The 26999-nt window shown below is 38.1% G+C and carries 29 protein-coding genes; 12 read left to right on the top strand and 17 right to left on the bottom strand.

Features of this window, described 5'->3' with window-relative positions:
• Nucleotides 1-14 precede the first annotated feature (14 nt).
• The 3 genes from V7121_RS21395 to V7121_RS21385 all read left to right on the top strand — a co-directional run bounded on the left by V7121_RS21395 (nucleotide 15) and on the right by V7121_RS21385 (nucleotide 1311).
• Nucleotides 15-287, top strand: coding sequence for a spore coat protein (locus V7121_RS21395; RefSeq protein ID WP_335547748.1), 273 nt, complete (start codon nucleotides 15-17; stop codon nucleotides 285-287).
• Nucleotides 288-423: 136 nt separating this feature from the next.
• Complete coding sequence (locus V7121_RS21390) at nucleotides 424-867, top strand: spore coat protein (protein WP_335494032.1); 444 nt, start codon at nucleotides 424-426, stop codon at nucleotides 865-867.
• 21 nt (nucleotides 868-888) lie between these two features.
• Nucleotides 889-1311, top strand: coding sequence for a spore coat protein (locus V7121_RS21385; protein ID WP_335494034.1), 423 nt, complete (start codon nucleotides 889-891; stop codon nucleotides 1309-1311).
• Nucleotides 1312-1390: 79 nt separating this feature from the next.
• On the opposite strand, the gene V7121_RS21380 is transcribed toward V7121_RS21385, so the two are convergent.
• The 4 genes from V7121_RS21380 to V7121_RS21365 form a co-directional block, all read right to left on the bottom strand.
• Entirely contained in the window at nucleotides 1391-2263 is an 873-nt protein-coding gene (locus V7121_RS21380; protein ID WP_335547747.1) for a proline iminopeptidase-family hydrolase, read from the bottom strand.
• A 256-nt stretch (nucleotides 2264-2519) separates the two neighbouring features.
• Complete coding sequence (locus V7121_RS21375) at nucleotides 2520-3644, bottom strand: NADH-dependent flavin oxidoreductase (protein WP_335547745.1); 1125 nt, start codon at nucleotides 3642-3644, stop codon at nucleotides 2520-2522.
• 133 nt (nucleotides 3645-3777) lie between these two features.
• Entirely contained in the window at nucleotides 3778-3918 is a 141-nt protein-coding gene (locus tag V7121_RS21370; protein WP_335494040.1) for a hypothetical protein, read from the bottom strand.
• A 184-nt stretch (nucleotides 3919-4102) separates the two neighbouring features.
• Nucleotides 4103-4735, bottom strand: coding sequence for a LysE family transporter (locus tag V7121_RS21365; RefSeq protein ID WP_335494042.1), 633 nt, complete (start codon nucleotides 4733-4735; stop codon nucleotides 4103-4105).
• 297 nt (nucleotides 4736-5032) lie between these two features.
• On the opposite strand from V7121_RS21365, the gene V7121_RS21360 reads away from it, so the two are divergent.
• Complete coding sequence (locus V7121_RS21360; protein ID WP_335494044.1) at nucleotides 5033-5545, top strand: DUF3231 family protein; 513 nt, start codon at nucleotides 5033-5035, stop codon at nucleotides 5543-5545.
• Nucleotides 5546-5689: 144 nt separating this feature from the next.
• Nucleotides 5690-7654 (top strand): translation factor GTPase family protein, encoded by a 1965-nt coding sequence (locus V7121_RS21355; RefSeq protein ID WP_335547744.1) that lies wholly within the window; start codon nucleotides 5690-5692, stop codon nucleotides 7652-7654.
• 157 nt (nucleotides 7655-7811) lie between these two features.
• On the opposite strand, the gene V7121_RS21350 is transcribed toward V7121_RS21355, so the two are convergent.
• The 5 genes from V7121_RS21350 to V7121_RS21330 all read right to left on the bottom strand — a co-directional run bounded on the left by V7121_RS21350 (nucleotide 7812) and on the right by V7121_RS21330 (nucleotide 12271).
• Nucleotides 7812-8663 carry a pentapeptide repeat-containing protein gene (locus V7121_RS21350; RefSeq protein ID WP_335547742.1) on the bottom strand — a complete coding sequence of 284 codons (852 nt, stop codon included), beginning with the start codon at nucleotides 8661-8663 and terminating at the stop codon, nucleotides 7812-7814.
• A gap of 63 nt (nucleotides 8664-8726) precedes the next feature.
• On the bottom strand, nucleotides 8727-9593 hold the full coding sequence (locus V7121_RS21345; protein WP_335547741.1) for a nitroreductase family protein: 867 nt from the start codon (nucleotides 9591-9593) through the stop codon (nucleotides 8727-8729).
• An 85-nt stretch (nucleotides 9594-9678) separates the two neighbouring features.
• Nucleotides 9679-10884 carry an MFS transporter gene (locus tag V7121_RS21340; RefSeq protein ID WP_335547739.1) on the bottom strand — a complete coding sequence of 402 codons (1206 nt, stop codon included), beginning with the start codon at nucleotides 10882-10884 and terminating at the stop codon, nucleotides 9679-9681.
• A gap of 194 nt (nucleotides 10885-11078) precedes the next feature.
• Nucleotides 11079-11447: a Gp49 family protein gene (locus V7121_RS21335; protein ID WP_335494052.1), complete on the bottom strand. Its 369-nt coding sequence runs from the start codon at nucleotides 11445-11447 to the stop codon at nucleotides 11079-11081.
• Nucleotides 11448-11536: 89 nt separating this feature from the next.
• Nucleotides 11537-12271: a TerC family protein gene (locus V7121_RS21330; RefSeq protein WP_335547736.1), complete on the bottom strand. Its 735-nt coding sequence runs from the start codon at nucleotides 12269-12271 to the stop codon at nucleotides 11537-11539.
• 304 nt (nucleotides 12272-12575) lie between these two features.
• Between V7121_RS21330 and V7121_RS21325 the strand changes: the two genes are divergently transcribed.
• Complete coding sequence (locus V7121_RS21325; protein ID WP_335494056.1) at nucleotides 12576-13094, top strand: DoxX family protein; 519 nt, start codon at nucleotides 12576-12578, stop codon at nucleotides 13092-13094.
• A 39-nt stretch (nucleotides 13095-13133) separates the two neighbouring features.
• On the opposite strand, the gene V7121_RS21320 is transcribed toward V7121_RS21325, so the two are convergent.
• A complete protein-coding gene (locus V7121_RS21320; protein WP_335547735.1) occupies nucleotides 13134-14162 on the bottom strand; it encodes a DUF3231 family protein in 1029 nt (342 codons plus the stop codon).
• A gap of 203 nt (nucleotides 14163-14365) precedes the next feature.
• On the opposite strand from V7121_RS21320, the gene V7121_RS21315 reads away from it, so the two are divergent.
• Both V7121_RS21315 and V7121_RS21310 read left to right on the top strand, forming a co-directional pair.
• On the top strand, nucleotides 14366-14839 hold the full coding sequence (locus V7121_RS21315; protein WP_335547732.1) for a hypothetical protein: 474 nt from the start codon (nucleotides 14366-14368) through the stop codon (nucleotides 14837-14839).
• Nucleotides 14840-14973: 134 nt separating this feature from the next.
• Nucleotides 14974-15654 (top strand): DUF421 domain-containing protein, encoded by a 681-nt coding sequence (locus tag V7121_RS21310; protein WP_335547730.1) that lies wholly within the window; start codon nucleotides 14974-14976, stop codon nucleotides 15652-15654.
• 175 nt (nucleotides 15655-15829) lie between these two features.
• Here V7121_RS21310 and V7121_RS21305 read toward each other — a convergent pair whose 3' ends face one another.
• The gene (locus V7121_RS21305) at nucleotides 15830-17410 is read right to left on the bottom strand and encodes a cation:proton antiporter (protein WP_335547728.1); all 1581 of its coding nucleotides are present in this window, start codon (nucleotides 17408-17410) and stop codon (nucleotides 15830-15832) included.
• A gap of 353 nt (nucleotides 17411-17763) precedes the next feature.
• Here V7121_RS21305 and V7121_RS21300 point away from each other — a divergent pair, with 353 nt between their 5' ends.
• On the top strand, nucleotides 17764-18072 hold the full coding sequence (locus V7121_RS21300) for a hypothetical protein (protein WP_335494065.1): 309 nt from the start codon (nucleotides 17764-17766) through the stop codon (nucleotides 18070-18072).
• Between the two features lie 52 nt (nucleotides 18073-18124).
• Here V7121_RS21300 and V7121_RS21295 read toward each other — a convergent pair whose 3' ends face one another.
• A complete protein-coding gene (locus V7121_RS21295; protein WP_335547727.1) occupies nucleotides 18125-19315 on the bottom strand; it encodes an acetyl-CoA C-acetyltransferase in 1191 nt (396 codons plus the stop codon).
• A 386-nt stretch (nucleotides 19316-19701) separates the two neighbouring features.
• Nucleotides 19702-20436 (bottom strand): 3-oxoacyl-ACP reductase FabG, encoded by a 735-nt coding sequence (fabG, locus tag V7121_RS21290; RefSeq protein WP_335494068.1) that lies wholly within the window; start codon nucleotides 20434-20436, stop codon nucleotides 19702-19704.
• Nucleotides 20437-20752: 316 nt separating this feature from the next.
• Here fabG and V7121_RS21285 point away from each other — a divergent pair, with 316 nt between their 5' ends.
• The 3 genes from V7121_RS21285 (at nucleotide 20753) to phaC (ending at nucleotide 23138) form a co-directional block, all read left to right on the top strand.
• The gene (locus V7121_RS21285) at nucleotides 20753-21157 is read left to right on the top strand and encodes a polyhydroxyalkanoic acid synthase subunit PhaR (protein WP_335494069.1); all 405 of its coding nucleotides are present in this window, start codon (nucleotides 20753-20755) and stop codon (nucleotides 21155-21157) included.
• Nucleotides 21158-21237: 80 nt separating this feature from the next.
• On the top strand, nucleotides 21238-21981 hold the full coding sequence (locus V7121_RS21280) for a 3-oxoacyl-ACP reductase (RefSeq protein ID WP_335494070.1): 744 nt from the start codon (nucleotides 21238-21240) through the stop codon (nucleotides 21979-21981).
• A gap of 62 nt (nucleotides 21982-22043) precedes the next feature.
• Nucleotides 22044-23138 (top strand): class III poly(R)-hydroxyalkanoic acid synthase subunit PhaC, encoded by a 1095-nt coding sequence (gene phaC / locus V7121_RS21275; protein WP_420490738.1) that lies wholly within the window; start codon nucleotides 22044-22046, stop codon nucleotides 23136-23138.
• Nucleotides 23139-23307: 169 nt separating this feature from the next.
• Here phaC and V7121_RS21270 read toward each other — a convergent pair whose 3' ends face one another.
• The 4 genes from V7121_RS21270 to V7121_RS21255 form a co-directional block, all read right to left on the bottom strand.
• Nucleotides 23308-23853: a GNAT family N-acetyltransferase gene (locus V7121_RS21270; RefSeq protein ID WP_335494073.1), complete on the bottom strand. Its 546-nt coding sequence runs from the start codon at nucleotides 23851-23853 to the stop codon at nucleotides 23308-23310.
• A 553-nt stretch (nucleotides 23854-24406) separates the two neighbouring features.
• The gene (locus tag V7121_RS21265) at nucleotides 24407-25696 is read right to left on the bottom strand and encodes an ATP-binding protein (protein WP_335496031.1); all 1290 of its coding nucleotides are present in this window, start codon (nucleotides 25694-25696) and stop codon (nucleotides 24407-24409) included.
• A 146-nt stretch (nucleotides 25697-25842) separates the two neighbouring features.
• Nucleotides 25843-26172, bottom strand: coding sequence for a hypothetical protein (locus V7121_RS21260; RefSeq protein ID WP_335496029.1), 330 nt, complete (start codon nucleotides 26170-26172; stop codon nucleotides 25843-25845).
• A 69-nt stretch (nucleotides 26173-26241) separates the two neighbouring features.
• Complete coding sequence (locus V7121_RS21255) at nucleotides 26242-26715, bottom strand: hypothetical protein (RefSeq protein WP_335547726.1); 474 nt, start codon at nucleotides 26713-26715, stop codon at nucleotides 26242-26244.
• Between the last annotated feature and the right edge of the window lie 284 nt (nucleotides 26716-26999).

Raw genomic sequence — 26999 nt, 5'->3', positions numbered from 1 at the left:
TGTAGGAATTATAAATGGGATTTGCATATGCTGATATTGGTATAAATTTGATACAAGGAGCGATTGATGTGAGTGATTCATCCCAAAATCCACAGATTCCCAATACAATTATTGATTTACTCTTAAGTGATATTCTCAAAAAAAATGGAATTAACATAGATCATGCAAAGGGAAATTTATCAAACGAACAAAAACAAATGCTTAAAGACTTGGTCAACGATTTAACCCAGCAGGTTGAATCATTCGTTAAGCCGCCAAACGCAGATAACAAGACAGATTCTAAATAGACGCGTATCCTCTAGAACGCCTTTTAGGCGTTTTTTTATTTTTATACAAAATTTGTAAAATAGTAAATTTGTCCAAGCAATATACGGGACAACCTCGTATATTAAATCGAGACCAAAACAAAAGGAGTGTTAGAAAATGTCTTCAAATAAAAAAGAAGAAAAGAAAAAAAACAAGGACAAAGAAATGAAATCATCAGATAATCACCATGCTGATGTTGTCCAGGATGCAGATCAGTTCGCAGGAACAAGCCAAGAATCTAATGAACTAATTTTCATTAAAGATTCCTGTAACATCTGTGTTCAAACAACAGATACTCAAGCTGCTGTTTCCCTTCAAGTCGGGTTACAACTAGCGATCGCATTAGTGATTCGAATTACGATTGGCGATTCTGATAAAGGCCAAAATGTAGTCCAAGATCTTCTCCAGCATTTCGATTCCGAGCAATCCAACAAACAAAAAATCATTATCGAAAATTCAAAAGACATCAACGTTATCACAACTGATACTGACGTAGCAGTTAATATTCAAGCATTACTGCAAGTGTTAGTTTCATTAGTTGCTAAATTAGATATTCTATAAAAATAATAAGAGGTGAAAAATATGAGTGAAAAATGGAAGGCATTGGAAAATTGTGATAAAAAAAGTAATGAAGCAGATGTTATGCAAGACGCTAAGCAAGTAGTAGAAAGTCAACAACAATCATTTGAATGGATTGTTATTAAAGATTCTGAATGCGTTGATGTTCATACAACAGATACTCAAGTAGCAGTTTCTTTGCAAGCGGCGATTCAAGTGGCGATTGCTATTGTAATCACTATAACAATTGGTGATTCTGAAAAAGGCAATGCAGTGGTTCAAGACCTTAAGCAAATCTTCAAAACAAGACAGCGCAATTCTCAAAAAACGATTATTCATGGCTCTAAGGATGTAAAAGTTACTACTACTGATACTCAAGTAGCAGTAAATATCCAAGCATTGCTTCAAATCCTTGTGGCACTTGTTGCAAAACTAGATGTCCTGTAACTATTTGAATATGAACTTCTAATCTTGAATCCCATAATGAGATAAAGGCAGTCTAGACATTAGACTGCCTAATAGCTTGTTAAAGGGAATCAATTGCTTTCAGGAAATCACCAATCTGATGTAGATATTCTTCAGGCTCCTCCACATAGGGCATATGAGCACTGTGCTCAAAGACATGAAAAGATGAACCTGGAGTCAAGCTACTGAAGTATTGGGTGGTTTCTGGTGTAGCTTCATCAAACCGACCGCAAGTGTATAATGTGGGACAATTTATTTCCTTTAATCGTGCTGTACAATCAAATTCTTTCAGATTCCCGAGTACCGTAAATTCAGATGGCCCCCACATAATATTGTAAATTTCAGGATTTCTATATTGAGAGCCTTGCTTTAACCATTCTGGATAGGGATCTAATCGGCAAACAAAATTTTTGTTAAATTCCTTTGTAGCCTCTTCAAACTCCTCAGAGTCCGTCGTACCATTTTCTTCACATCTTGTAATGATAGCTTGAATTTCTTTAGGCAGCTTTTCGAGGTTCTGTTTTTGATCTTGCTCCCACACGGGAGCGCTTAAGCATGGACTTGAAAAAATAACACTCTTCACGCCTCTAGGCTTGGTTAAACAATAGGCCGCCGCAAGTGTCGTTCCCCAGGAATGGCCGAGGATATGTATTTCTTCAAGATTTAATGCTGTTCTTACTTGAGCTAACTCCTCCACAAAGAGGTCAATTTGCCAGAGTGATGGGTTTGTTGGTCTATCCGATTTTCCACATCCTAATTGATCGTAAAAGATTACTGGACGGTCATCCGCAAGTGCCTTTAATCCTTGGAGCGAATAGGAGGAAGAACCCGGTCCGCCGTGTAAAATAATCACGGGAGTCCCTTTGGCATTTTTATTATATAAACGATACCAGACCTTTCCTCCGGTTACTTCAATGTACCCCTCGTCAAACATTTCATATCCCCCTTATATTTTTTCTAGACTGATGAACAATCAAAACACCGCTCAAGAAGAAGTTTATCAGAATAGTAAAGAAGTATACATATATATTAGTTATGAAAGAGAAGAGTAAACTTATTACCCTTTATTTATCAGCTAGAGTGGTTAACCTAAAGAAAAGACGTATACCCATTTATACGACTTTTCTTGTATCGTTTAATAAGAAGGTACCCGAAAAAGGACCTGTTGCTTTTTTAAAAGCTATCTTAGTTTACTCCACACCCGGAAACCATCCTGGTGTATGGATAATCGCCTGCCAAAGTGGATCAGGAATCACAAGCTCCTGTTGTTTGCTTTTATCAATTTTCGTTATAATCTCTGCCTCTCTGCCTTCAGTTACTTTTTGTACCCAGTCAGGGTCAATAATCATTTCCCTGCCTAAGGCAATTAAAGGTACGCCTGATTGGATCGCTTTTAACGCATCATCCACGGTGTAGAGCGAACCCACACCAATAACCGGAACCGTTTTTCCAACTCGTTCTTGGATAATTTCAATCCGCGAGCGCGTGTCGTCTACCCCTCGTCTTGGTGTGGACCAAAAATCCTGAAGGGAAACATGCAGATAATCAAGATTCTTTTTAGCCAAAGCATCTATTAAAACTAAGGTATCTGCCATTGTAATTCCTGGAGTTTCTGGTTCCTCTGGTGAAAAGCGATACCCAACAATAAATGGTTCATTTGTATGTTCCGCTGCTACCTTTTTCACCTCATCAACAATCGCCAGCGGGAATGCGAGACGTTTTTCGAGACTGCCTCCCCATTTGTCTTCACGACGGTTGGAATGAGGAGAAAAAAACTGTTGGATAAGATAGCCATTAGCTCCGTGAATCTCAACCCCATCATATCCTGCTTCAATTGCACGACGGGTAGTTTCGCCAAAATCGTTAATAATAGCTAAAATTTCCGGATCTGTTAACTCCCTTGGGACAGGTTTCCCAGCTCCCTCTGCCGGTACATTGCTAGCACTAACCACGTCTTGATTTGGGACTAGTTCAGGTGGGACTTGTCGTCCGCCGTGAAAAATTTGCAGAACAGCCTTTGCCCCTTGCTTTTTAATTGCAGTAGCTATTTTCCGTAAACTTGGGATAAGTTCGTCTCGGTCCCCACCGAATTCACCATGAAATCCTTTTCCATTCGCAGTCACATATGTACATGCCGTAATAACCATTCCTACTCCACCTGAACGTCTGCCATAATAATTTACCTCGGCATCTGTAACCGTACCATCCGAATTGGATGAAAAATTAGTCATAGGAGCCATTACAATTCTGTTCTTTAAGGAAACCCCATTTGAAAATGAAAATGTTTCGAATAATGGTGCGTACTTAGAATTCATCAAAGAATCCCTCCAGTTTCTTAAAAAATTTTACTACGCCATAGTCTGCTATCCAAATATTATATAATTCCTCTGGCTTGATATCATCAAAAAAACAACAGTTATTTACAACTGTCGTTTTTATTTCTGAATATTACTGTCCTTGTGCACCGTTTGGAGTAACACGTCGAACATGATTATCCTCAAAGTTGTTTTTTCTTGACGCGTCAACTTTATCGTTTAAAAGTTGTTTCTGATCAACTTCTGGTGAAGGTGTCTGCTTATTTTTTGGCATGTGTTATACCTCCCTTTTCATTTGTTACCTTTTTTATTTTGCTTTTAAGCTAAATAATTAACCGTAAAGTAAAAAAGTAATACTTACCAAATGCCCAATCATTATTGATTTTAGTTCATTTAAACAAGGACCTCTGTTAGTGACCACCATTGATGTCCCCTATACAATAGAAATTTTTCCTAAATTACCTCAATAGCGCATCTACCCCCTGGTAGCTAAAATATAAGCCAAAGCCAACAAGTGATAATCCAGATACGATTGAAATAGCAATTAAACTTTTCACATTTAAAAGCTTCCTAAAACCAGTGGTCAACGCGGCTACAAAAATATCCCAAAAAGTAAGACCGAGAAAGATCATACTGCTATAAATTAAGAGTGATTCTGTTCCATTCGTTTGAGCAGTTTTTGCCAAGACGGAACCATAAATACCTAACCAAAAGAGAATAGACAACGGGCTCGTAATAGACATAATGAATCCTGTCAGGAAGCACTTAAACAGTGGCTCCTTTTGTCTACTATAATTAAGAGTGATGGTATTAGCATTTTTAATACTTTCTACTCCTGAATAAATGAGGATAAATCCGCCAAATAACCAAAGAAAAATTTGAACAATCGGAATGCCGAGAAATTGAACCATTCCTAAATAAACCAACAGCATAAAAATCCCATCTGCAATCATCGAGCCTGCCCCAACCACCCAAGCATGCCAGAAGCCATTCTTAATGCCTTTATCCAAGCGGGCAGAATTAACCGGACCAATTGGAGCCGCTAATGTAAAGCCCAGGATTATGTAACCTGCCAAAATACTCATACTCAAGATAACCACTCCACTCTTACACATGTCCTAACTTGTACATTTTATGAAGAAAAATTGGAGACATGTCCAAAATATATTTGGATTGGATGAGAATAATAAAATTACTAAATGACCATTTTTGCAAGGAAGATAGAAAATTACAAGTCATTTTGGTTTAAAGTAATGCCACATCCTGCACTTTTTTAGTTTAAAGAATTACATGAAATATGTATATCCGGGACATTATATAAATGTGCTGTGCTTAAGGAAAGGTGGCACTTTATGAATAAATTTACTTATACACTAAGGAGGGCAACAATGGGAATACTAAGTGGAAATCCGAAAGAAGAGCCATTGCACTACGGTGAAGTCTTTGATATTTGGTCTTCGCTACTAGTTGGAAATAGCATGATAGCTGGTTATCAAACAATGTTAAACCATGCTGGTGATGATGATTTAAAGAAGTTACTGGTTGAAGCAATAGAAACCTGCCAGCACGAAAAGAAACAAGTAGAAGAACTGTTAAAAGAAAATGGAGTTGGCTTACCTCCTGCGGCTCCGGAGCCACCTGAAGCATGCCTTGAGGACATCCCTGTAGGAGCAAGAATTCCAGACCCAGCAATCGCAGCTACACTTGGGGCAGACATAGCAGCTGGCTTAGTAGCGTGTAGTGCGGTCATTGGTAAGTCAATTAGAGAAGATGTTGCGATGATGTATGCGCAATTCCATGCTCAAAAGGTAGCACTTGGTGGCAAGGTCCTTCGATTAAATAAAGAAAAAGGCTGGTTAATCCCGCCTCCATTACATCTTAATAAACACCATGATTGTTAAGAGTAAAACAATGAAAACACGGTTCCAATATAGCCGTGTTTTTTCCTGTTCTTTGGCCATTCTTGTATTTCATTAAATTACAATAACCAGCGCTACCTCTTTTGGTATAATTGATAGGATAGTTAATAATTTTGAGGTGGCATCATGAAAAAAACGATAGGTATGTTTGCTCATGTCGATGCTGGGAAAACCACATTGGCTGAACAACTGCTCTACCATACGAAAACCATTAGACAACGAGGACGTGTCGACCATCAGGACACCTTTCTTGATACACATACAATCGAAAAACAAAGAGGAATTACCGTTTTCGCTGATCAAGCTATGTTTTTCTATAATGAATCCGATTATTATCTGATTGATACACCGGGCCATGTCGACTTCTCTCCTGAAATGGAGCGGGCCATCCAAGTGATGGATTACGCGATTGTGATTATTAGTGCCGTAGAAGGAATTGAAGGTCATACGGAAACTGTGTGGACACTCCTCCAAAAACATCAGGTCCCAACCTTATTCTTTATCAATAAAACGGATCGTGTCGGTGCTGACCCAGCAAGAGTATTTGAGGAAATTCAGAAGAATTTAAGCGCAGATGTATTTGATATGACAGAGGCTGTAACTGTGACTGATGACAAGGTTCAGTTGAATAAAGAACTGACTGAATTTATAGCCGAGCGTGACGAATACCTTTTAGACACCTACTTGGAGACAGGTTTTGAACCAGAACTTTGGGTAGAAACAATGAAAAATATGGTGAAAGAGTTAAGGCTTTTCCCTTGTTCAAATGGTTCAGCTTTACAAGACCTCGGCATTAGTTCCTTCCTTGAAAAATTAGACATGCTGACCACTTCCGATTATCGAAGTGATGGAGCATTTGCTGGCCGGGTGTACAAAATTCGTTATGATGAAAAAGGTACCAGGATTACCTTTATCAAAGCACTGCAAGGCAGATTAAAAGTAAGGGATGAAATACGGTATGGGGATAATGAAATTTTCCTCTCAGAAAAAGTCACTCAGTTAAGAACATATAATGGAAGCAAATTTAAAACGGTCGACCAAGTGATGGCAGGAGATATTTTTGCCGTGACAGGATTGTCGGCCGCTTCAGCGGGTGATGGTTTAGGGATATTAGAGGATACAACCGAATTCGAAATGACCTCCGCATTAAAGTCTAAGGTTATTTTTGAACCATCACAGAATGCGAAAGAAGCATTGCGGTATTTTAAAATGCTGGATGCCGAAGACCCTGCCTTAAATGTTATCTGGGAAGAACGCACCCAAGACATCCATATTCACATCATGGGAATGATCCAGCTCGAGGTACTTAAAGATGTTATGAAGGAACGCTTTCAGGTTAATGTCGCATTTGAGGAACCGGAGATTCTGTATAAAGAAACAATTTCTTCAGAGGTTATTGGTTACGGCCATTTTGAACCACTTGGACATTATGCAGAAGTACATCTAAAGTTGGAGCCTGCGGTGAGAAATAGCGGGATCACCTTCGAAAGTTTGTGCCATACCGATCAGTTACCAATTGGAACGCAAAACGTTATCCGCAATCACCTTTTTGAAAGGGATCACCATGGATTACTAACCGGTTCGCCGCTCACAGATCTAAAGATTACACTACTAACTGGGCGAGCCCATAATAAGCACACGTCTGGCGGGGACTTTAGAGAAGCTTCTTTTCGCGCATTGCGGCAAGGGCTGGAAAAAGCAAACAACATCATGCTTGAACCGTTTTATGATTTTAAGATCAAAATGGATTTTGAATATATGGGTAAAGTTTTAACTGATATTCAAAATGCCCACGGCAGCTTTAACACTCCTATCATGGAAGGAAATAGTACCCTAATTACTGGGAAGGTTCCAGTTGCTACCTTTATGAATTATAGTCAAGAATTCGCATCCATTACGCAAGGAAAAGGAACACTTAATCTAGTTGTCGGCGGTTATTACCCATGCCACAATCCAAGCCAAGTAATGGAAAGAATTAATTACAACAAGGACGCAGACCCAGAATATACCTCGTCATCCATCTTCTGCTCTAAAGGGCAAGGCTACTCCCTTTCATGGGACGAGGCGGAAAAAGAAATGCATTGTTTATAGTCGATTGACGACCGTTAGATAACTTTTTTCATAATTTCGGTCTTCAAGGCCTCCTATTGACGACCCTTCCTCCGCTTTTTTTCTAGATTCGGTCTTCAAAGCCCCCTATTGACGACCGTTCCTCCGCTTTTTCCATAGTTTCGGTCGTCAATATTGATTATTCCTCTACCTTAAGCTCATCTTCCATCCAATGATCGGGAATATATAATCCAGCTGGTAACTTAGTTGTAAGACCTCCATTGGCTGAATTGATTTGTGCCTGAGTCAGGAACAAACTTCCTGTCAGATTTGCCCCGCGTAGATCCGCATCTCTCAAGTCTGCACCAATAAGGTCAGCCACACGAAGATCAGCATTCCTTAAGTCCGCCGCGATCAGCAACGCTCCTCTTAAATTTGCTCCTCTTAGGTCAGCTCCTTTTAACTTTGCCCCCAAAAAATCTTTCCTCTTTACCTCTTTCCTATTTAGAACCTTATTTCGTGCCAGTTCACTTGTCTGGAGTAATAATTCATTAACACTTGCTCGATGGGTCGGAACATCTACCTCTAAGATTAATCGAGGACTTAGATAGGTAAGTTTCTCTGTTTCTTCTATAGAATACTTCAATTTTTCATGAATTGGCTGTGTATCATCAAGACTAAGGGCTTCATTTAGGTAGCAAAGCATCTCATGAAGTTGTTGCACAATCGGAAATACCTCATATATTTCCCTTGCTATCGCCGGCTGCTCGCGCCAATTGTTGCCAAGATAAGTGACTTGTGAAACTTTTTGCCCTGCACCAAAACACTCATAACCAACACAGCCTCTGAATCCCTCTTTTCTCAGATTCTTATGAATCCCACACCGAAAGTCGGATTGTAAATTGCGGCAAGGAGTCCCTGCTTCTTTATCAATCGCAAAATCAGCCGACTTTGCAAAAGGCAAAGCCACACAGCATAATCCAAAACATTGGCTGCAATCTGAACGTAAACTATGAACATTCTTTTCTTGTTTAATTTGTTGATTTGACAATCTTACCGCTCCCTCTTATGTACCTTCTATCACATATTTATCCTTCAAATTTCCTTTCAAAATCTAACTGTCTAAATGCCAACTGACGATGTATTCAGTTTGTTTACTGAGGGGAGTTATTTCGGGGTCACTTACTGCCCAGTTCCCACTGATATTTAGCTCCTGACAGGCTGACTCAAATTGGCACATCGCGATTCCCATATCCAATAACTGCATATCATAGCCTAATTTAGTACTATAGTTGGGCGTATGTTCAATGTAAAAATGACAAATTTTACGATCCTCGGAAACTACGAGCCTCCACGGTTGTTTGTTAGAAGCAGACGGCCCCAGCCTCACCATCTCTACCGGCACTTCAAGAAGACCGGCATTTTCCTTCGTTAAATTACTTTCGAAATCGGTATCATAAAAAAGCTTATCCCATGGCTTTTTATTGTCTGCTTTTACAACTAAACGGACCGCTTTATCAAACACGCGTTGTTTTTGCTTCGGATATCCAATCGGTGTGATACAAGGAATGAAACCAGATTCATCTAACTGAATCTCTTCTTCGAATGAATTTCTACTGAATGTCCCACCCATCCAACAAGTACCAATCTCCAACTCCGTCAAAAATAACACCAGCTTTTGAAAAGTAAAGGCAAAATCAATGAGAGCTTCACGATTATTTTCAGTAATTCCGACCAAATATCCACTAGGATTTTTAATAAATCCATATGTTCCTAGTTTTATTCCCTTGTCAGTTACATTTTTTTTAACCTCAACAAGGACAATTCGTCCAGTCTGTCCAAACGGTCCCTTCAAATGACCACTATCATTGATATAATCATGGATTTGTTGTAAATGTACTGCAGATATGGCTTGATTCTCATATGTTCTTATTGACTGACGCTTACGGATCGTTTCTGTTACAGATTTTTTATAAATCATGTGTCCCCCGCCTAACTTTGGATATCTGCTTCTAATGTAACACAAAAAACCTCTTATCCGAAAAATAGGATAAGAGATTTTAGATTTAAATAAGCACCTTTCTTTTCAGAGCACGACTGTTTAAGGTCTTTCCTTTCCAATAGACCGTTCCGGTCGCTATTAATAATAAAATACCAGTTACGATAAAAACACTGTGCACGGGGAAAATCCCGCCAAGGAACCCGCCAATAATTGGGCCAATCATCCCGCCCAACTGGTTGGCAGTTTGGTTCAAACTAAATGCCCTGCCTCGGAAATCCTCTGTTGTCGACTTAACCACAAGACCATTGAGCGCCGGGAAGACAGCACAGAAAAAGATGCCGAACACAAAGCGGATAATTGAAAATCCCCAAATTTGACTGAACAGAACTTGAGCGACAGTCCCTAATCCACCGCCCAATAACCCAATAAATAATACTCGTTGAAAGCCCACTTTATCTGCCCATTTCCCCCAAAATGGAGCAAATAAAGCACTCGCAATTCCTGGCAGCGAGAAGACAACACCTGCTAATAACGAGGCATTTTCGGATGATCCCCCTAATTTCACGATATATAATGGAAGCACAGGCTCAATGGTCATAATGGAACAGCTCGTAACCACTGTTAAGATAAGGACAAGAAAAAAAGGACGATTGGTCAAAGCTAATCTAAAGTCGTTTTTAACCGACCCTCGAACCTTACTAGGTGTAAAGTTTTCCTCCACTACCCAAAAAATAATCAAAATGGTGGCAAGAAATACAATTGTTCCTGCACTGGCAAATGCCCACCGATTCCCGACTAAATGAGAAATCCCCCCACCTAACAATGGACCAAGGATACTGCCTGAGGCAGAAGCTGAAGAAATAAGGGAAAGAGCATAGCCCAACTTATTGCCTGGCGTGTTGGTACCAATCAAGGCAATAGCACCAGGGATGAAACCACTTAATAATCCCTGCAAAATCCGCAGTGCTAAAATTTGATAAGGATTGGTCACAAAAGCCATTAACGTATAGATGACAAAAAGAGCAAAGCCTGCCCGAATAATCATCGGCTTCCGCCCATATTTATCAGCCATTCTTCCCCAAAATGGCGAGGCAATCGCCCCTGAAAAAAACGCGGCACTAAATAACAAGCCCGCCCACAATTCCGTATGTTCATGCACACCAATTTGCAAAAGAAAAATCGGCAAAAAGGGAATAACCATGGAAAAGCTTGCTGCTGTAAAAAAGACTCCAATCCAAAGCACCCACAAATTACGTTTCCAGTTTAGCATGCTACTCCATCTCCCAAAGCTGGTCTTGATTCCTAATTTTATCCAGAACCATTTGAATATGGTCTATAATAACACAAAGAGGAATTATTTTCATTCCCGAAATATTCGAATCATGAAATTAATTCTTGGTATATGAAAAGTCCCATGCGTTTCCACTGGGACTCTTTTATAGTAAATGATAAGTCTCCTGAAAATTAAACTAAATATGCCCCTAACGCAACCATTGCATGTTTTAATGCTTGTTCATATGCCTTATCTTTACCAATAACTAAATGAAAATCTTCTGGATTTCGAACCGTTGAACGGCCTTCGACTTCATAACCATTTTCAAAAATAAGCAGACAAATGGTTGATTTCTCGCTCATTCGTTGGAATTTTTTCTCGACAATCATTTCCTCTAACCTTCTGCGCTTATCATCTTTAATCTCCGAGGTTCTTGAATAAGGTATGACAATGTGTTCATAAAAATGGTTATGTTTACATGATACAGTTAGGATTTGTTCGCCATGATGCTCTATGTTATTAATCTCTCCACATTTGGGACAAATACTTTCGATCACCATTAGATCATCTCTCCCTGCTTCACCTTTTATATGAATCAATTAGATTATCTCATACAGGAGGAAAATATTAACATCTAATAGTGAAATATCTATGAAATATGTTTTCCATTCCCAGTACTTTTTCTAATGAAATGAACAAGGAAGGTACCGGAAAATACAGAAATCAAAATTGAAAAGAAAACAAATTCGTCTAAATCGTATCCAAATGCAGAAACAATCATTTTTATAGCAATAATCGCTATTAAAATAAAGGCAGTCGTTTCAACTTCAGGGACTTTTTCAATTAATGATAAAAATAGTTGCGCAACACCACGCATCATTAGGATTCCGATCACACCACCAATAAATAATACCCACTCCTGATTAGATACTCCAAATGCTGCAATCACACTATCAAGACTAAAGGCAATGTCCATAAGTTCAACCGTCAACACGGTTCTCCAGAATCCCAAATGTTTAGATGGAATTTCATCTTCGCTACCATTATTCTGGATAAAGTTTTGAATCACGATCCAAAGTAAGTAATGTCCTCCAATAATTTTTATCCAACCGATATTGACTAAGGTAACTCCTAATCCTATCGCTAGGATTCGAAATAGATACGCTCCGAATATCCCATAGAATAAAGCCTTTTTTCGTTGCTCCTTGGGTAAATTTTTAACCAAAATAGCTAACACCAGTGCATTATCGGCAGATAGTAACCCTTCAAGAATTACAAGAGAACCGATTACTCCCCAGCTAGCTGGATTCATAAAGACTTTTTCTAGCGCATCTAGTGAAAAAAATGTACTATAACTCGTGATCATTTCTTGTAAAAAATCCATTTTTTCTCCCTTTCCAAGCGTTATTTTTCATGGTTTCATTTTGGAAATAGTACTTGTCCGTCATTAGATTTTAAATCTCCGTTGTCCTACTATAAATGTATGTACTGTTCTTGAATATTTGAACCAAAACCTAACGAACCTTTAATTGCACTCTCTATACAATTGGTGAAAACCGCTGTTCAAAAGTTCGTCAAAACATTTTAAACAAAGTGTGAACTTGTTACTATACCCATGTTGTTTAGGTGAAAAATGCAATATAGTGTAATCATAAAGAACATACAAATTATGAAAGGCGGAATCATTTATGTTTAATAAATTTTTAAGAGAAAATAAAATTGCAGCGGCCATTCTTACGGTCTTACGTTTATACCTTGGTTATTCTTGGCTTACAGCTGGTTACGGAAAATTATCAAGCGGCGGCTTTGATGCGGCAGGATTTTTAAAAGGGGCAATCGCAAATCCAGTAAAAGGTCCAGATGGCGCGGTTGTATTTGGATGGTATGTAGACTTCTTGAAACACATTGCACTGCCAAACGTCGATGTCTTCAACGTCATCGTACCATGGGGCGAAACATTAATCGGTTTAGGCTTAATCTTAGGTTGCTTAACAACTACAGCAATGTTCTTTGGTCTAGTGATGAACTTCAGCTTTTTCTTAGCTGGTACTGTATCTCATAACCCTAGAGACATTTTCATAGGCTTCATCATTCTAACTGCTGGTTACAATGCAGGCAGAATCGGTTTAGACCGCTGGGTAGTTCCTTTCGTAAGAAAAATGAGCAAAAAAACTACTGACAACGACAAGGCAAACGTTAGAGCATAATAAAAAGACGATTCGGAACTCCGAATCGTCTTTTTCTACCTAATCTCGGCCATCCATACCTTCCTTTTCACCCTTGGCTAATGCTCTTCGATCACTTGCTTTCGGTGGTTCTTCTAACCAGCCATTTTCAATCATCAAGTTGGCTCCATCTTCAGCATACCTCAAAAGTTCGCCCGTAAGTGCTACATATTTTTCTCCAAGGTCATATCTTGCAATTACACTTAAAGCGGCTCCGTAATAGGCGATGGCTGCTTGCGTTGACAACTGGATTTGATACATCATCCATTTATCAGAAAAAGGAGCGGTGGTGGAACTCGTTACATATGATTGCAATGAGATGGGGAAATTCAACCTTTCTTCACGAAATATTTTCCCAAAGGCAGCAATATGCTTGTTAGCAATGTCTGCTCCTCTATTTATGTATTTACGAACCTTGTTTGAAGCAGTCACCTGCCTGAAGCCTACCTTTAATGCCGCATGAAGGTGCATTCTATTCATATTAAATGTAATATCCCCAATCTCTAACGCAGTTAAAGGTCGACGCTCCCCAAACCAACCAGTTAAAAAGCTCTGATGTTTTACAAAATCCGTCGCTACTGCAGGAGTTATAATGGGCGGACGCGAGTAAATCCCCTTGGTCAGCATTATATCAATAGTTTTTTCAAAAATTAAAATGGTTTCGGTATTACAGTTAATAAAATATTGGCGGAGGTCGGCGCGTAACGAGGTACCTACAGAAAGCGCGTACCCTGTTAACCCCTGTAATATCATTATATACATATAATATAAATAGAAAGGGTCTTGAAACAGACGCGGAGCTTGAATATTAACATCCTTTTCAGTAAATCCGTGTGGGATTGGGAAATTCTCCTGTAAAAAAAATTCCTTCACTCGCAGGACATGTCGTTCTGAAAGTTCAAGAGATTGTTTATAAATTTCAATAATATCCTGATCATCCAAATGTTCAAGTGCATATCTGATAAAACAAATCTCCATGGTTTCAAACATATATTGAGTCCAAAGACTTGAAATCTCCGGAGCAGTTAATCGAATCGCAGTTGGTTCCATTTTGCTCACCCTTTACATTATATGGGTATACCATTCCCGGTTTATTACAATTTTATTCCGATAAATTATTCTTCCAAAATTACTTTGTGGTATTGGGATTTCCGATTCGATTTAGTTTCTATTATTATTTGCCGATGTGTCCTATACAGGCTAGTCTTAATTTCCATACACTAAAACAATTCATCAGGTTTGGAGTGGAAAAAATGTCCGCTAATTTAGTTACAAATATACGAACAACTTTGGCATACACGGTCCAAGCAATTCGATTTGCTGATAGTGCTTTAGCTCTCTTTTTGGAGATGTCAGCTTTTCCTTTACCACCGAATCCAATTAAAATCCAATTTTACCAAGATGCTGTCGATAACCTAACCGAAGCCTATCTTGCCATAAAAGATTTACCATTTGACACGCACTTCCCAAGTGACCCTGTGTTTACACTTGCCCCGATTGTCTCCCAAAGCCAAGATAATCAACACCTTATTAACCTATCTGACAATCGAATCTCTCTGGCTACTAATAAAACGGAAGATTCCATTAACTATTGTGAACTTGCAATTCAACTAACAGAAGACAACGAAAGACTCAATGGACAACTCTTTTTCATAAAACTAAGTTTACTGGCCGCACGGGACGCATTAGTTTCAGGACTCAATGAACCTGATTTTGACGTAGGCTAGCAAAACCATGATTCTTCTGCAGCATAATTATTTTCACATAAAAAGAGCCTTCTAGTTTCAGTTAGAATAATGAATTCGTACGAAGAACATACTATCCCGTATCGTTTGTTAAAATTTTTTAGGGAGAAAAAACCATGCAAGAGTCCGTTGAGATTATTATTCGAACGTTTACTTCATTCATTTTATTATGGATATTTTTCCTCATCCTCGGGAAACAAACGATTGCACAGAAGACTTATCACCTGTATATCGCATCGATTACACTAGGAACCATCGCAGGAAATCTAGCATTTAATATAAAAATTAAATTTATGTATTTTATTATTGCATTTATTATTTTGGGCGCGGTTGTTTTCATACTAAATCTTATCGCTGTAAAAAATCCACACATCCGGAAATGGATTGCTGGAGAACCTGCGATCTTAATTCAAAATGGAGAAATTCTTACAGAATCAATGGAACGGATGCGGTATTCGCTAGATTCTCTGCAACAGGCCTTACGTATCAAAGACATTTTCAATTTAGAAGAAGTAGAATGCGCCATTTTAGAGATAAACGGCTCACTCTCTGTTTTAAAAAAGCCACATTATCGATCAACCACCAAAGAGGATTTAAAGCAATTATCCTTCAATAAATCGGTACCGGTCGAGTTGATTTATAATGGGAAAATATTATTAGAGAACTTAACCGCATCAACATACGACGAAAAATGGATCATGAATGAGCTAAGTAAGAGAAACCTAGCTGTTAATGAAATCACCTATGCTGTCATAGGGAGCAAAGGAAACTTGTATATAGATTTAAAAGAGAACTAAGGAAATAACTCCTATCACCAAAAAGACATCCTCACAGTGGATGTCTTTTTGGTGATAAGGTTATTTATATTTGCAACTCATCTCTTTGTCTAAGCCACTAACTTATCCCCAACTTGAATAAGATGTAGCTATTTTTATGTTTAACCTAGTGTCTAAGTTTATGATGGCAATTTAATTACTGATGTAAATCATCTAATTCCACAATCTTGTCAGTAATCTGGTTTCGCTCATGCTCTGCAACTTCGTTTGAGATAATATCTTCTTTGACCAATTTTTCAATAGCTTCATGTTGTGCATATAACGCCTGTTTTTGTAAGATTAATTGTTGTTTTTCTTTCAGACCGGGATATTTCTTAAAAAGTTGCTCCATTTTGTTCTGTAATATAGAAAATTCCTGTTCGAATTCTGTAATCACTTCTTTAGCTGCTGTTTGGGTAATGAACAAATTTTTTCTAACGGTGTGTATTTCATTTAAGGCTGATTCGAATCTATGTCCCCTTGCAATCAGTTCTTCATATTCCTTATACCCTTCTTCTTTTTTATGAAGTCCTAGGAGGGATAATAGCGGTTTAATAGATAGTCCTTGAAATACTAAAGAGAACAGCACCACACTAAACGCAACAATTAAGATTTCATCCCTGCCAGTAAATTGATGAGGAAGACTTAAAACAAGTGCAATAGATAATGAGCCTTTTAAACCTCCCAAGTTGATCACATGCTTCCAGGAAGTTGGAAAGTTCCTGGTAAACAACAAACTTACGTAGACAGCAATACTTCTGGCAATGAGCATGATCAAGATGGCAAGGAAAACTAACCCCCATTTGTCTGCTAAGCTAATCTTGGTTATTTCCAATCCAACCATTAGGAACACGATTGAATTGGCAAGCAAGGCAGTAACTTCCCAAAAATTATTAATATTTAGCTTCGTCGTCGGGCTCATTCCAATTTTTGCTCCATAATTTCCAAAAATCAAGGCAGCAACAACAACGGCGATGACACCAGAGGCATGCACGGCTTCAGCTAATAAGAATGAACCGTAAAAAAGAAGCACGCTGAAGATGATCTCCAATGGGTAATCGTCAAAGTAACTGGTTAATTTAGAGAAACCATAGCCAAGTACACCCCCAATAATGAGTCCAAGTGAAATGACTTTTATAAATTCCCATATTCCATAACCGATCCCTACTACCCCAAGATCTATGTAGGTAAGTAAATAAAAAGCAGATATATTAAACAGGACGACCGCCAGCCCATCATTAAATAAACTTTCTCCTTCAATAACAGTAGCGAGCCTTTTGTTCACTCCAACGCTTTTAAAAATGGAGATAACGCTGACCGGATCAGTGGCACTCATTAAAGCAGCGAACACAAACGCAGTAGAAATCGAAAAACCTAACAGCCATACCGCAGATAAACCAACAATAAGAAACGATAGCAAAGTGGCTCCAAACGCTAGAACAAGAATAGGTTCTTTATTCTCTTTTAAATAGGAAAAAGGGAGCTTTAAAGCTGCTTCGCCTAATAAAGCAGGCAAGAAGAGTGTAATGATAACAAAGTTAAAAACTTCACCTTTTGTAATAAAATCCTTTAAAGGCTCTAATAATGGAATGTTTACCAGACCAATAACTGTTCCAACAATGACTAAGGCAATTGGATATGGCTGTTTTAATTTTTTAGAGATGGCAGTGATACCAGCAGCAATCATGACTAATGTAAGTCCAAGTTCGAATATATGGTGTAAATCTATCTCATCCACTTCTTTAACCCCCCTTTATTAATACATAATATCCATTAACCCTAACATTCATTAATATTTCGATTGTATGTAGTAAACCAAATTAATTTCCTATATTTACTTTTGCTCTCGTTGACTCATGAAAAAAAGGAATTGCACAGCACCTCTTTTGTTTGACCGTTTTCTGTCGAAAAACACGGATAATTCTTTTAAAAAATCCTCATATCTGTATTTTTCATCACACCTTAGCTTCCCTCCTGGATGTACAATCGAAATGGAATCCATAAAATAATGGGGGTGTATCTCAAAGTCTAGAAGATTAGAAGAATAGTTATCATACATAGGTTTCTAGAAAATCTTAGGAGGATGTTAATTTGTTTACTTTACTAATTTTTGTTTTAATCGCGGTTACTTTGGTCTTATTGAGTTTATTTGTTGATGGGCTGTTCGGGTTGTATAAGCAAGAAAAAGAAGCAGAAAAAATGTTGGTAAGGGATGGGATGGAAGGATATTTATATGAAATGGGACCTGTAAAGATATTCAAAACGCTTTATGATGCGGAGGGTAATGTAAGATATTTGGTTTATTTACCTCAGTATGAGTGGTTCAAATCTCCGACATACAAATGGTATGAAGTATATGCTACACATAATGGCTTCCAACATATCGAAGTAGAAAGATAATCTACAGATAGTAAAATGGCTTGGAGTAATCTCCAAGCCATTTCTATTATTCTTACTTAATATTCTCTACAATCGTTGCAACACCCTGTCCCCCGCCGACACAAAGCGTAGCCAGACCAAAGAGGTTTTCCCTTTTCTTCATTTCATGGATTAGAGTAACCAAAATTCTTGCTCCACTTGCACCAATTGGATGACCAATGGCAATCGCACCACCATTAACATTTAACTTTTCTTTATTAAAGTGAAGCTCACGGTCGACCGCAATCGATTGAGCAGCAAATGCTTCATTTGCTTCTACTAAATCAATCTCCTCTAACGATAAAGAAGCTGTTTTTAGCGCTTTCTTTACAGCTGGGACAGGACCAATCCCCATAATACTTGGATCGACACCCGCTGTTGCATTAGCTTTAATGGTAACTAATGGGGTGACCCCTAACTCCTCTGCCTTTTTACGGCTCATAACAACCAAAGCGGCGGCTCCATCGTTAATACCTGAAGCATTAGCAGCAGTAACCGTTCCATCTTTTTTAAAGGCAGGACGAAGTTTCGCTAATCCGTCTGCAGTTGTTCCAAAGCGTGGGAACTCATCTTGACTGAATAATGTCACTTGGCCTTTGCGTCCTGGTACCTCTACAGGGACAATCTCATCGGCAAATCGATTGGATTCAATCGCTGCTTGCGCCTTTTGCTGACTCCATGTCGCAAATTCATCCTGTTCAACACGTGAGATTTCATATTTTTCAGCAAGGTTTTCAGCAGTAACTCCCATATGATAGTCATTTTCTGCACACGTTAACCCATCTTGAAGCATGCTGTCGAGAATTTTCTGGTCGCCCATCTTAAATCCATTGCGGCCGCCTTTTAACAAGTATGGAGCTTGAGTCATATTCTCCATTCCGCCTGCTACCACTACTTCAGCTTCTCCCGCAAGAATGGCTTGAGTTGCTAGATGAACCGCTTTTAAGCCTGAGCCGCAAAGCATATTGATAGTCATCGCCGTTGCCTCTTGTGGGATACCTACCGCAAGGGCAGCTTGTCTGGCTGGATTTTGACCCAATCCAGCTTGTAATACATTCCCCATAATGACTTGATCAACGTCTTTTGGATCAACTCCAGCTTTTTGAAGTGCTCCTTTTATGACAGTGGATCCTAATTGAGTAGCTGAAACATTTTCTAAACTTCCTAGGAAGTTTCCTATTGCGGTTCTTACTGCACTTACGATTACAACCTCATTTACGTTCATTCTGTTTTCCCCCAATATCCAATTTATGTACTGAATAATAATTCCCCCCAAATATTACTACATTTAGGGGCAATTTTTATGACAAACTATTCGACAAATTCAGACTAATACTTATGAACATCATAAATCCCTATAAGCGAATTCTGCTTGTTTTCGTTTCTCCTAAGCTGCTGAGAAATCCGTCAAGGCGGTGGTTTCGTTTTCAATCACGTCAGTTGAGAAGGCTTGGAAATGACAAAAATCAATATGGTGAACTTCATAAAAAAATGACATTTCTTGTAGAAAAGTTTTTAGTTAACCATATTTCGATATAGTAAAGTAAAAAGTATTATCCTAAAATTAAAAAGAGAGAAAATCATCTTTTCTCTCTTGAAACAACAAAGTGGTTAAATAACTAAACCGCCATCTACACTCAAAATCGTCCCATTTATATAATTCGCCTTATCAGATGCTAAAAACAGATAAGCAGCGGCAATATCTTCAGGTTTTCCAAGCTTCCTTAGCGGTGTCTTTTCTTTCATAAACTGAAGCACTTTATCTGGGACTGCTGCAGTCATGCCGGTTTCTATGAATCCTGGTGCCACAGCATTAACTCGGATCCCCTTTGGACCAAACTCCTTCGCCCAGCTTTTCGTCAGGCCAATGACACCTGCCTTTGTTGCAGCATAATTGGTCTGGCCAATGTTACCATATAACCCAACAACGGATGACGCGTTAAGAATAACGCCCGAACCCTGCTGTAACATAATTGGCGCAACCGCTTTCGTGCATTTGAACACACCGGATAAGTTAACTGAAATAACCTTTTCCCAAGCGGATTCCTCCATTTTGGTTAAAAATCCATCAAGGGTAATCCCAGCATTGTTAACTAACACATCTATCCGGCTATGCTTTGCTACTACGGATTGAACCATCTCATCAATTTGAGAACTATCGGAAACATCTACCTTATAAAACTCTACCTTTTCACTATTTAATTCTTCTAATGTATTTCTACCAGCCGTTTCATCATAATCACAGATAACAACATTTGCATCCTCTTGCAGGAATTGTTTTGCCGTTTCCTTTCCAATGCCCTGTGCCCCACCTGTAATGATCACGACCTTTTTACTATTCTCCAATAATATCACCTCGTTTTTTCTTTCCACGATAGACAATAACCTACAACAGAAACCCAAGGAATAGGAGCCAAAACACACACAAAAGACAGTATCAGTGAAAAAGGGTAACAGCAACAAAAAGCCATTTTTACCAATAGTATGATGGATGTGTAATATTTATCACTCTAGAAAAATCGGATTGGGAAAATTTTCAACTTAAAAATTTTGTCAAAAAATGAAGAATTGTTTTTGGATAATTTTTAATCTTGCATCTTTAAAAATTTTGATTAAGTTAGTATGATGAGTAAGTCAATAAAGTATTGAAGGAGGAAAAGACATGAATCAGGATTTTAATTTTTTTAATGTATGGAAAGATTTTTATTCACAATCTAGTAAATTTTTCGATGAAAAAATCAGCAATGATTTTCCATCACAAGGGTTAGGCCAAGTATTGGAGATGAATCTTCAATTCAAAAAAATGCTTGACGAATCAACCTTACGCTACTTGGAATTTATGAATGTCCCTTCTCGACATGACATTGCCAACATTTCTTCATTGCTTGTTAATGTAGATGCGAAAGTCGATGATTTAGAAGAAATCTTGGAAGAAAAATTGGATGGCCAGGGAGATCAAGGATCGATGCAAAAGGAATTAGCCACTTTAAAAAAGGAAATGAAGAGCTTAGATCAAAAAATGGATAAAATCCTTAGCTTCTTAAAATCATCAGAAGAAATTAAGTAGACACGCATTACATAATTGCTTTTGGTAATTAGTAAACTCTCAGTTTATCATTAACAACTATACTAGGTGGGGTGGAAATAATGACTAATTTAAGAGATAAAGTTGCGATTGTTACAGGCGGCAGCAGAGGAATCGGTGCCTCAATAGCGTTGGAGTTAGCAAGACAGGGTGTAAAGGTTGTTATTAACTATAATATTCGCAGAGAATTAGCCGATAAAGTGGTGGCGGAAATCCAGGAATTCGGCGGAGATGCTTACGCAGTTCAAGCAGATGTTTCAATCAGCAATGAGGCAACATACCTTGTCCATGAAACGATTAACCATTATGGTAAATTGGATATTCTGATTAACAATGCAGGAATTACAAGAGACAGTACATTCAAAAAGTTAAACGAAGAAGATTGGAGAAAAGTAATTGATGTGAATTTAAACAGTGTCTACAACAATACATCAGCGGCTTTACCTTATCTTCTTGAATCAGATGCCGGTCGTATCATTAACATTTCGTCTATTATCGGGCAAGCTGGCGGGTTCGGACAAACCAACTATGCTGCAGCAAAAGCTGGATTAATTGGTTACACGAAATCACTTGCGCTTGAACTAGCAAAAACTAATGTTACCGTAAATGCGATTTGTCCAGGATTTATCGGAACTGAAATGGTTCAAGCTATTCCTGAAAAAGTTCTTGCAGGTATTGTTGAAAAAGTTCCACAAAAACGTTTAGGGAAACCAGAAGAAATCGCTCGTGGGGTTATTTTCCTATGTAAAGATGGTGACTACATTACTGGTCAACAATTAAACATTAACGGCGGACTATATATGTAATTGTCATGAAGAGACGAATTTGTCTATATACTGAAAGAGAAAATAATCCACGTTAGGAGTGAATGATCATTAACGTTTTAATGCCAAAAGATTGGAATACATTGGCGGAATTCACGAATCAGGAGTATCAACAGTTGTTCAATCGTGTAACAAGAGCATCACAAGTGTTAACAACTGATGCTGAACCGGAAGTAGGTCCTACTCCGAAAGAAGTTATTTGGACAAGAAATAAAACAAAGCTCTACAGGTATATTTCTGACCAGCCAAAAAAGCATAAGGTTCCACTTCTTTTTGTGTATGCTCTGATTAATAAGCCCTATATTTTGGATCTCACCAAAGGTGGAAGTTTAATAGAATTTTTGGTTGAGCGCGGCTTTGATGTCTATCTTCTTGATTGGGGTTCACCAGGTTACGAAGATCGCCATATGAAACTCGATGATTACATTATGGACTATATTCCACGTGCCGTCCGGAAGGTTTTGCGCAAATCTCAAGCGGATGAAATATCAATCCTTGGTTATTGCATGGGCGGAACGATTACATCTATGTTTGCAGCTCTTCACCCTGAATTGCCTATCCGCAACTTGATCTTTATGACAAGTCCATTTAATTTTGAAAATAGCGGCGCTTATGGTGCGATGCTGGACGAACGCTATTTTGATATTGATAAAGTAGTAGGAACCCTAGGTGTCATCCCACCTGATATGATCGACTTTGGAAACAAAATGATCAATCCTATGGCTACCAACCTAGGACCATTTGTTAGCCTTGTGGATCGTGCTGACAATGAAAAATTCATCACGAGCTTTAAACTGCTGCGCAAATGGCTGAACGACGGAATCTTATTTCCAGGTGAGGCCTACCGTCAGTGGATTAGAGACTTCTACCAAAAAAATAAATTGATAAAAGGCGAAATGGTTATTCGCGGCCGAAAGGTCAAACTTGAAAATATCAAGGCGAATGTACTTAATTTGGCTGGTAAAAATGATCTAATTGCCCCTCCCCATCAAGTTGAGGCATTGATGGACGCTATCTCAAGTGAGGATAAGCAATTTAAGGTTTTACCAGTTGGCCATACATCGATTACTTATGGCGGCCAAGCAACAAAAATCACTTATCCAACCATTTCTGATTGGTTGAGTGAACGATCTAACTAATTAATTTTACACATGCTTAGAGTGTCCAGTTCCGATTGGGCACTCGGTTTCTTTTTACCTACTATATAACTCTTCTTCGAAAAAACAAGTTGCCGGTAGTGGTAAGGTTTATTATATGAAATTTTCAGAGAATTGACAAGTAAAAATTTCTTTTGATATTTTATTGGTCCTACCCTCTAAATCTTCCCATAATAATCGTGTCATAATACTTACCATCTGAAAGGCATTTGTCTTTTTTTAAAACCCCTTCTATTTCAAAGCCAAACTTATTATACAGCTTAATGGCTTTTTCGTTTGTTTCTAGAACATTTAAAGTCATTTTTTTGATTCCAATGGAATCAGCCCAGGAAATGGATTCTTTTAAAAGATTTTTGCCTATTCCGTATCCCCAATACTCCTTTAAAACGCCCACTCCAAATTCGACTTTGTGAGAGTATCTTATTAAATCATTTCCTTCACATCTAGAATAGCCGACAATCCAATTATCCACTTCTGCAACTAAAAATATGTTTCTAGGACTCAAGGTATCTGTTTTTATTATTTGTTCAAACCCTAAAGGATCAATGAACGCCTCCCCTTTCTCCCTGTCCATATTTTCAGTTTCCCCATCAATCTGCAGTCTAACGTCTGAAATAATTTTTGCATCCTTTTCGATGGCAGACCGGATCGTATAATAAAACCCATTGGTATTGTATTCTTGTTTAAGTATTTTCATTTAATAACCCCCATTCCATTATTCCTTTATATAGTTAATGATCGGTTGCATAAAGAATAAGCCGCCAAAATGGTAGCTTATCACAGTGTTCAAATTTCCTTTTAGAAATATTTCACAGGGTAATTATCCCAAATTCTTAGTAAGAATGCTAATTATTAAACTTCGTTATCGCTTAGATTGTTGGGCATCAGTTGCCTGCTATGATTACCGTTGCACTACTTTTTCAACCTCAGCGGGTACCATACGCTTCATATGATTACCGTTCCGTCACTTTTTCAACTTCAACGGGCATCATACACCTCCTTTGGTTACCGTTCCACCACTTTTTCAACCTTAACGGGCATCATACGCCCCCTCTAGTTACCGTTCCACCATTTTTTCAACCTTAACGGGCATCAGATGCCTCCCCTGGTTTAAGCATACTTAGTTTCTTTATCTTCCAAGTAACTAACCTCGAAGTACCGATATTTTATCTCCAAGTACGAATGAAAAACCACAGTATCAAGTACTGTGGCATAAAATATTAATATTGACAACTTTTGTAATAATAAAATTAATCGTCTCCAAATCCAGAAAATCCAATGGAAGCACCGGAAAGAGCCTGGTCCCATTCTTGTTTTTGCTGCTTGTGCTGAAGCGATTTTAAGTCGGCACAAAGACGGGTTACATCAACCTGTTGTTCGTAATGCCATTCAAGTGCAATTGATGTATATAATTCATTGAGCTGTGCATAAGAAAAATCTTTTGTTGAATCAATGACTTGTTGAATTTCGTCTTCTGAAAGTATACGCTCAATTTTCTTATTTAATAAATACTGATAACGAAGTTCCTTCGTCGGTACGTGAATCTCATAGGCTCGGTCAAACCGGCCAGAACGGTTCATGAGCGCAGGATCAATTTTTTCAGGGTAATTGGTCGTGCCAATGATGAAGATACCTTCCTTCGAAGTTGCACCATCTAAAATGTTCAAGAAAACGGAACGGACATTTCCTGGCATAGAGTCAATATCTTCAATTACTAGTACCAGTGGTGTTAGTTTTAAAACAGAAGAAAACACTTCTTTAATCGTGTAACTTGAGGTAAATTCTGTGATTTGCCAATAGGCGACCGGTGCATTAATACTGCTGGCGATTGATTTTACCAGTGTCGTCTTTCCATTTCCAGGCTTTCCGTATAGGAGGATCCCTCTTTTGTATGGGATGTCATACGTTTTAAAAAATTGACCGCTTTCCGAGAAGAACTCGTCAATCGACCGATAAATTTCTCGCTTTAAGGGATCCTCTAAAAATACATCTTCTCTTCTCACCAAAGTTGTAATGCTATCAATCTCTGTTTCGACACCATCTTCTGTATCTGTAAAAACAGTCACATAGTTTTTAATATAATCTCTTTTACGCTTTAGCACATATTTTAAAAAGGCAACCAAGCAGGCATCATCTTTTGCAAAAATGAAGTCCCGAGTCATTTCTCCGTCACTTTGAAAAATAACAACTTTTGCGAGCGCAACCTGATACTTTGGATAGTAAAAAAGACCATTCGCAATCCGTGGTTTAACAATGAATTCCATCGATTTATCCGTATGGTTGGATGAGATGGTCTTGGTCTCACCTTCCTTATAGATATGACAAATCAGCTGGACTTCCGGAGAATCCTCTTTCAAGTCTTCCTCAAGGATATCCCAAATCTCATTTGACGTATCTTCATCTGAATACATATGAAAATCGATACCAACTTCATGGTTAAGTTTCTCTTGAAGCAGGGATACAATTTTGCCATAGTCATAATAATACGGCAAATCATGTCGTTCGAGTTTATTCGTATCCAATAGAACAGTATTTTTCATTTAGTTCTCCTTCTCTTTTATGATTCTCATTTCTACTATAATATCATCTTTATCTTCCCGTTTGTTAAATAGATATTAACAAAAAATATTCCAGTCCAACTTACATATTAAAGAAAAAGCACCCCGCTAAAGAGGGATGCACATAATTACCTTTTATCCTGCTTTTCTTTTATCTTTTCACGGATTTTTTCAAGTTCTTCTAAAGACAGTTCACCGAGAGATTTCTTTATTTCTTCCTCCATTTGTTTTCGATTGCTTTCCCGATATTGCTCCCACCATTCACGAAGACCTTCTGTAGCATCTAGAAGGTATTCCACATCTAACTCTTCCAAGTCTTCATCAGTCAGATAATTCATGACAGCAGCTAACATTCGACTAAGGTTTACGGTTTCATCTACATTCTGCGGGTCATTTAGGATTAAGTCATTGGCGTCTTCTTCAGAACCCTCATTTATTATAGAAGCTTTTCGCGGCATCGTTACCCTTCCTTACTACTACAGCTAGTATTTTATTGCGGATTGTCAAGTACACCATGTTGATTGGTTTTAATACCAACTGTATCTTTTTATTTTGTCAATCAAGAACTGCACTCCATAAAGGATATATGCTTTATAGTGTAAGTAAATAAAAAACTGGAAATGACTTAACCGATTTAGACGGATGATTTTCAATTTTTTAAGGACATCAATGAAAATAAAAGCAAACAGTCCATCTGCAATTGCATTCAGTAACACAAACTTTTTAAAGTTTCCGTACGAAATTTTAAGTAACCACATCGAAACCGGCATGTATGGACCTACACTAAAAGGAAGTTCATCCTTAATAAATAATCTCGGTTTATCGTAGAACTTCCACCATTTCCGCTTATGACCATACAAATGGTTGATGATCTCAAAAACGACAATAAAGATCCCCGCACCTGAGTAACGTTTAAAACTCCTCTTTCCAATAAATAACAACGATAACCATGGGACCAATATGATGGTTAGATTAAATATGGAATGTCTTCTTGAGGCCACTGTTTTTCACCTCACCTTTGTTTTCAATTCCTTTTTATATTATCCAAATTTTTCAAAAAAAACCGCTGTTTTGGGTGAGTCAAACCTTCAGTATCATGACTTGTAAATTACATTCATAGCTATTAAAAAGGAGCCATTTAGCTGTTTTTACAGGTGATAATAAAAAAACTTAGGATTTTACCAATATATTTCAGCATTTCTTCGCAAAATCTAGTAAAATATAAGTTATATTTTTAATCTAACAAAAAGTTTAAATTTGTTACTATTTGGTTACGAGTTTTACG

Origin of the sequence: Neobacillus drentensis (assembly GCF_036962125.1) — a bacterium.
GTDB lineage: Bacteria > Bacillota > Bacilli > Bacillales > Cytobacillaceae > Neobacillus > Neobacillus drentensis_B.
Note: the sequence above shows the minus strand (reverse complement) of the source record. Positions and strands in the feature narration are given on the sequence as shown.

Coding starts and splice junctions, on each gene's coding strand:
- V7121_RS21395 (WP_335547748.1), top strand. CDS start 15: ATGGGATTTGCATATGCTGATATTGGTATAAATTTGATACAAGGAGCG.
- V7121_RS21390 (WP_335494032.1), top strand. CDS start 424: ATGTCTTCAAATAAAAAAGAAGAAAAGAAAAAAAACAAGGACAAAGAA.
- V7121_RS21385 (WP_335494034.1), top strand. CDS start 889: ATGAGTGAAAAATGGAAGGCATTGGAAAATTGTGATAAAAAAAGTAAT.
- V7121_RS21380 (WP_335547747.1), bottom strand. CDS start 2,263: ATGTTTGACGAGGGGTACATTGAAGTAACCGGAGGAAAGGTCTGGTAT.
- V7121_RS21375 (WP_335547745.1), bottom strand. CDS start 3,644: ATGAATTCTAAGTACGCACCATTATTCGAAACATTTTCATTTTCAAAT.
- V7121_RS21370 (WP_335494040.1), bottom strand. CDS start 3,918: ATGCCAAAAAATAAGCAGACACCTTCACCAGAAGTTGATCAGAAACAA.
- V7121_RS21360 (WP_335494044.1), top strand. CDS start 5,033: ATGGGAATACTAAGTGGAAATCCGAAAGAAGAGCCATTGCACTACGGT.
- V7121_RS21355 (WP_335547744.1), top strand. CDS start 5,690: ATGAAAAAAACGATAGGTATGTTTGCTCATGTCGATGCTGGGAAAACC.
- V7121_RS21345 (WP_335547741.1), bottom strand. CDS start 9,593: ATGATTTATAAAAAATCTGTAACAGAAACGATCCGTAAGCGTCAGTCA.
- V7121_RS21340 (WP_335547739.1), bottom strand. CDS start 10,884: ATGCTAAACTGGAAACGTAATTTGTGGGTGCTTTGGATTGGAGTCTTT.
- V7121_RS21335 (WP_335494052.1), bottom strand. CDS start 11,447: ATGGTGATCGAAAGTATTTGTCCCAAATGTGGAGAGATTAATAACATA.
- V7121_RS21330 (WP_335547736.1), bottom strand. CDS start 12,271: ATGGATTTTTTACAAGAAATGATCACGAGTTATAGTACATTTTTTTCA.
- V7121_RS21325 (WP_335494056.1), top strand. CDS start 12,576: ATGTTTAATAAATTTTTAAGAGAAAATAAAATTGCAGCGGCCATTCTT.
- V7121_RS21320 (WP_335547735.1), bottom strand. CDS start 14,162: ATGGAACCAACTGCGATTCGATTAACTGCTCCGGAGATTTCAAGTCTT.
- V7121_RS21315 (WP_335547732.1), top strand. CDS start 14,366: ATGTCCGCTAATTTAGTTACAAATATACGAACAACTTTGGCATACACG.
- V7121_RS21310 (WP_335547730.1), top strand. CDS start 14,974: ATGCAAGAGTCCGTTGAGATTATTATTCGAACGTTTACTTCATTCATT.
- V7121_RS21295 (WP_335547727.1), bottom strand. CDS start 19,315: ATGAACGTAAATGAGGTTGTAATCGTAAGTGCAGTAAGAACCGCAATA.
- V7121_RS21285 (WP_335494069.1), top strand. CDS start 20,753: ATGAATCAGGATTTTAATTTTTTTAATGTATGGAAAGATTTTTATTCA.
- V7121_RS21280 (WP_335494070.1), top strand. CDS start 21,238: ATGACTAATTTAAGAGATAAAGTTGCGATTGTTACAGGCGGCAGCAGA.
- phaC (WP_420490738.1), top strand. CDS start 22,044: ATGATCATTAACGTTTTAATGCCAAAAGATTGGAATACATTGGCGGAA.
- V7121_RS21270 (WP_335494073.1), bottom strand. CDS start 23,853: ATGAAAATACTTAAACAAGAATACAATACCAATGGGTTTTATTATACG.
- V7121_RS21265 (WP_335496031.1), bottom strand. CDS start 25,696: ATGAAAAATACTGTTCTATTGGATACGAATAAACTCGAACGACATGAT.
- V7121_RS21260 (WP_335496029.1), bottom strand. CDS start 26,172: ATGCCGCGAAAAGCTTCTATAATAAATGAGGGTTCTGAAGAAGACGCC.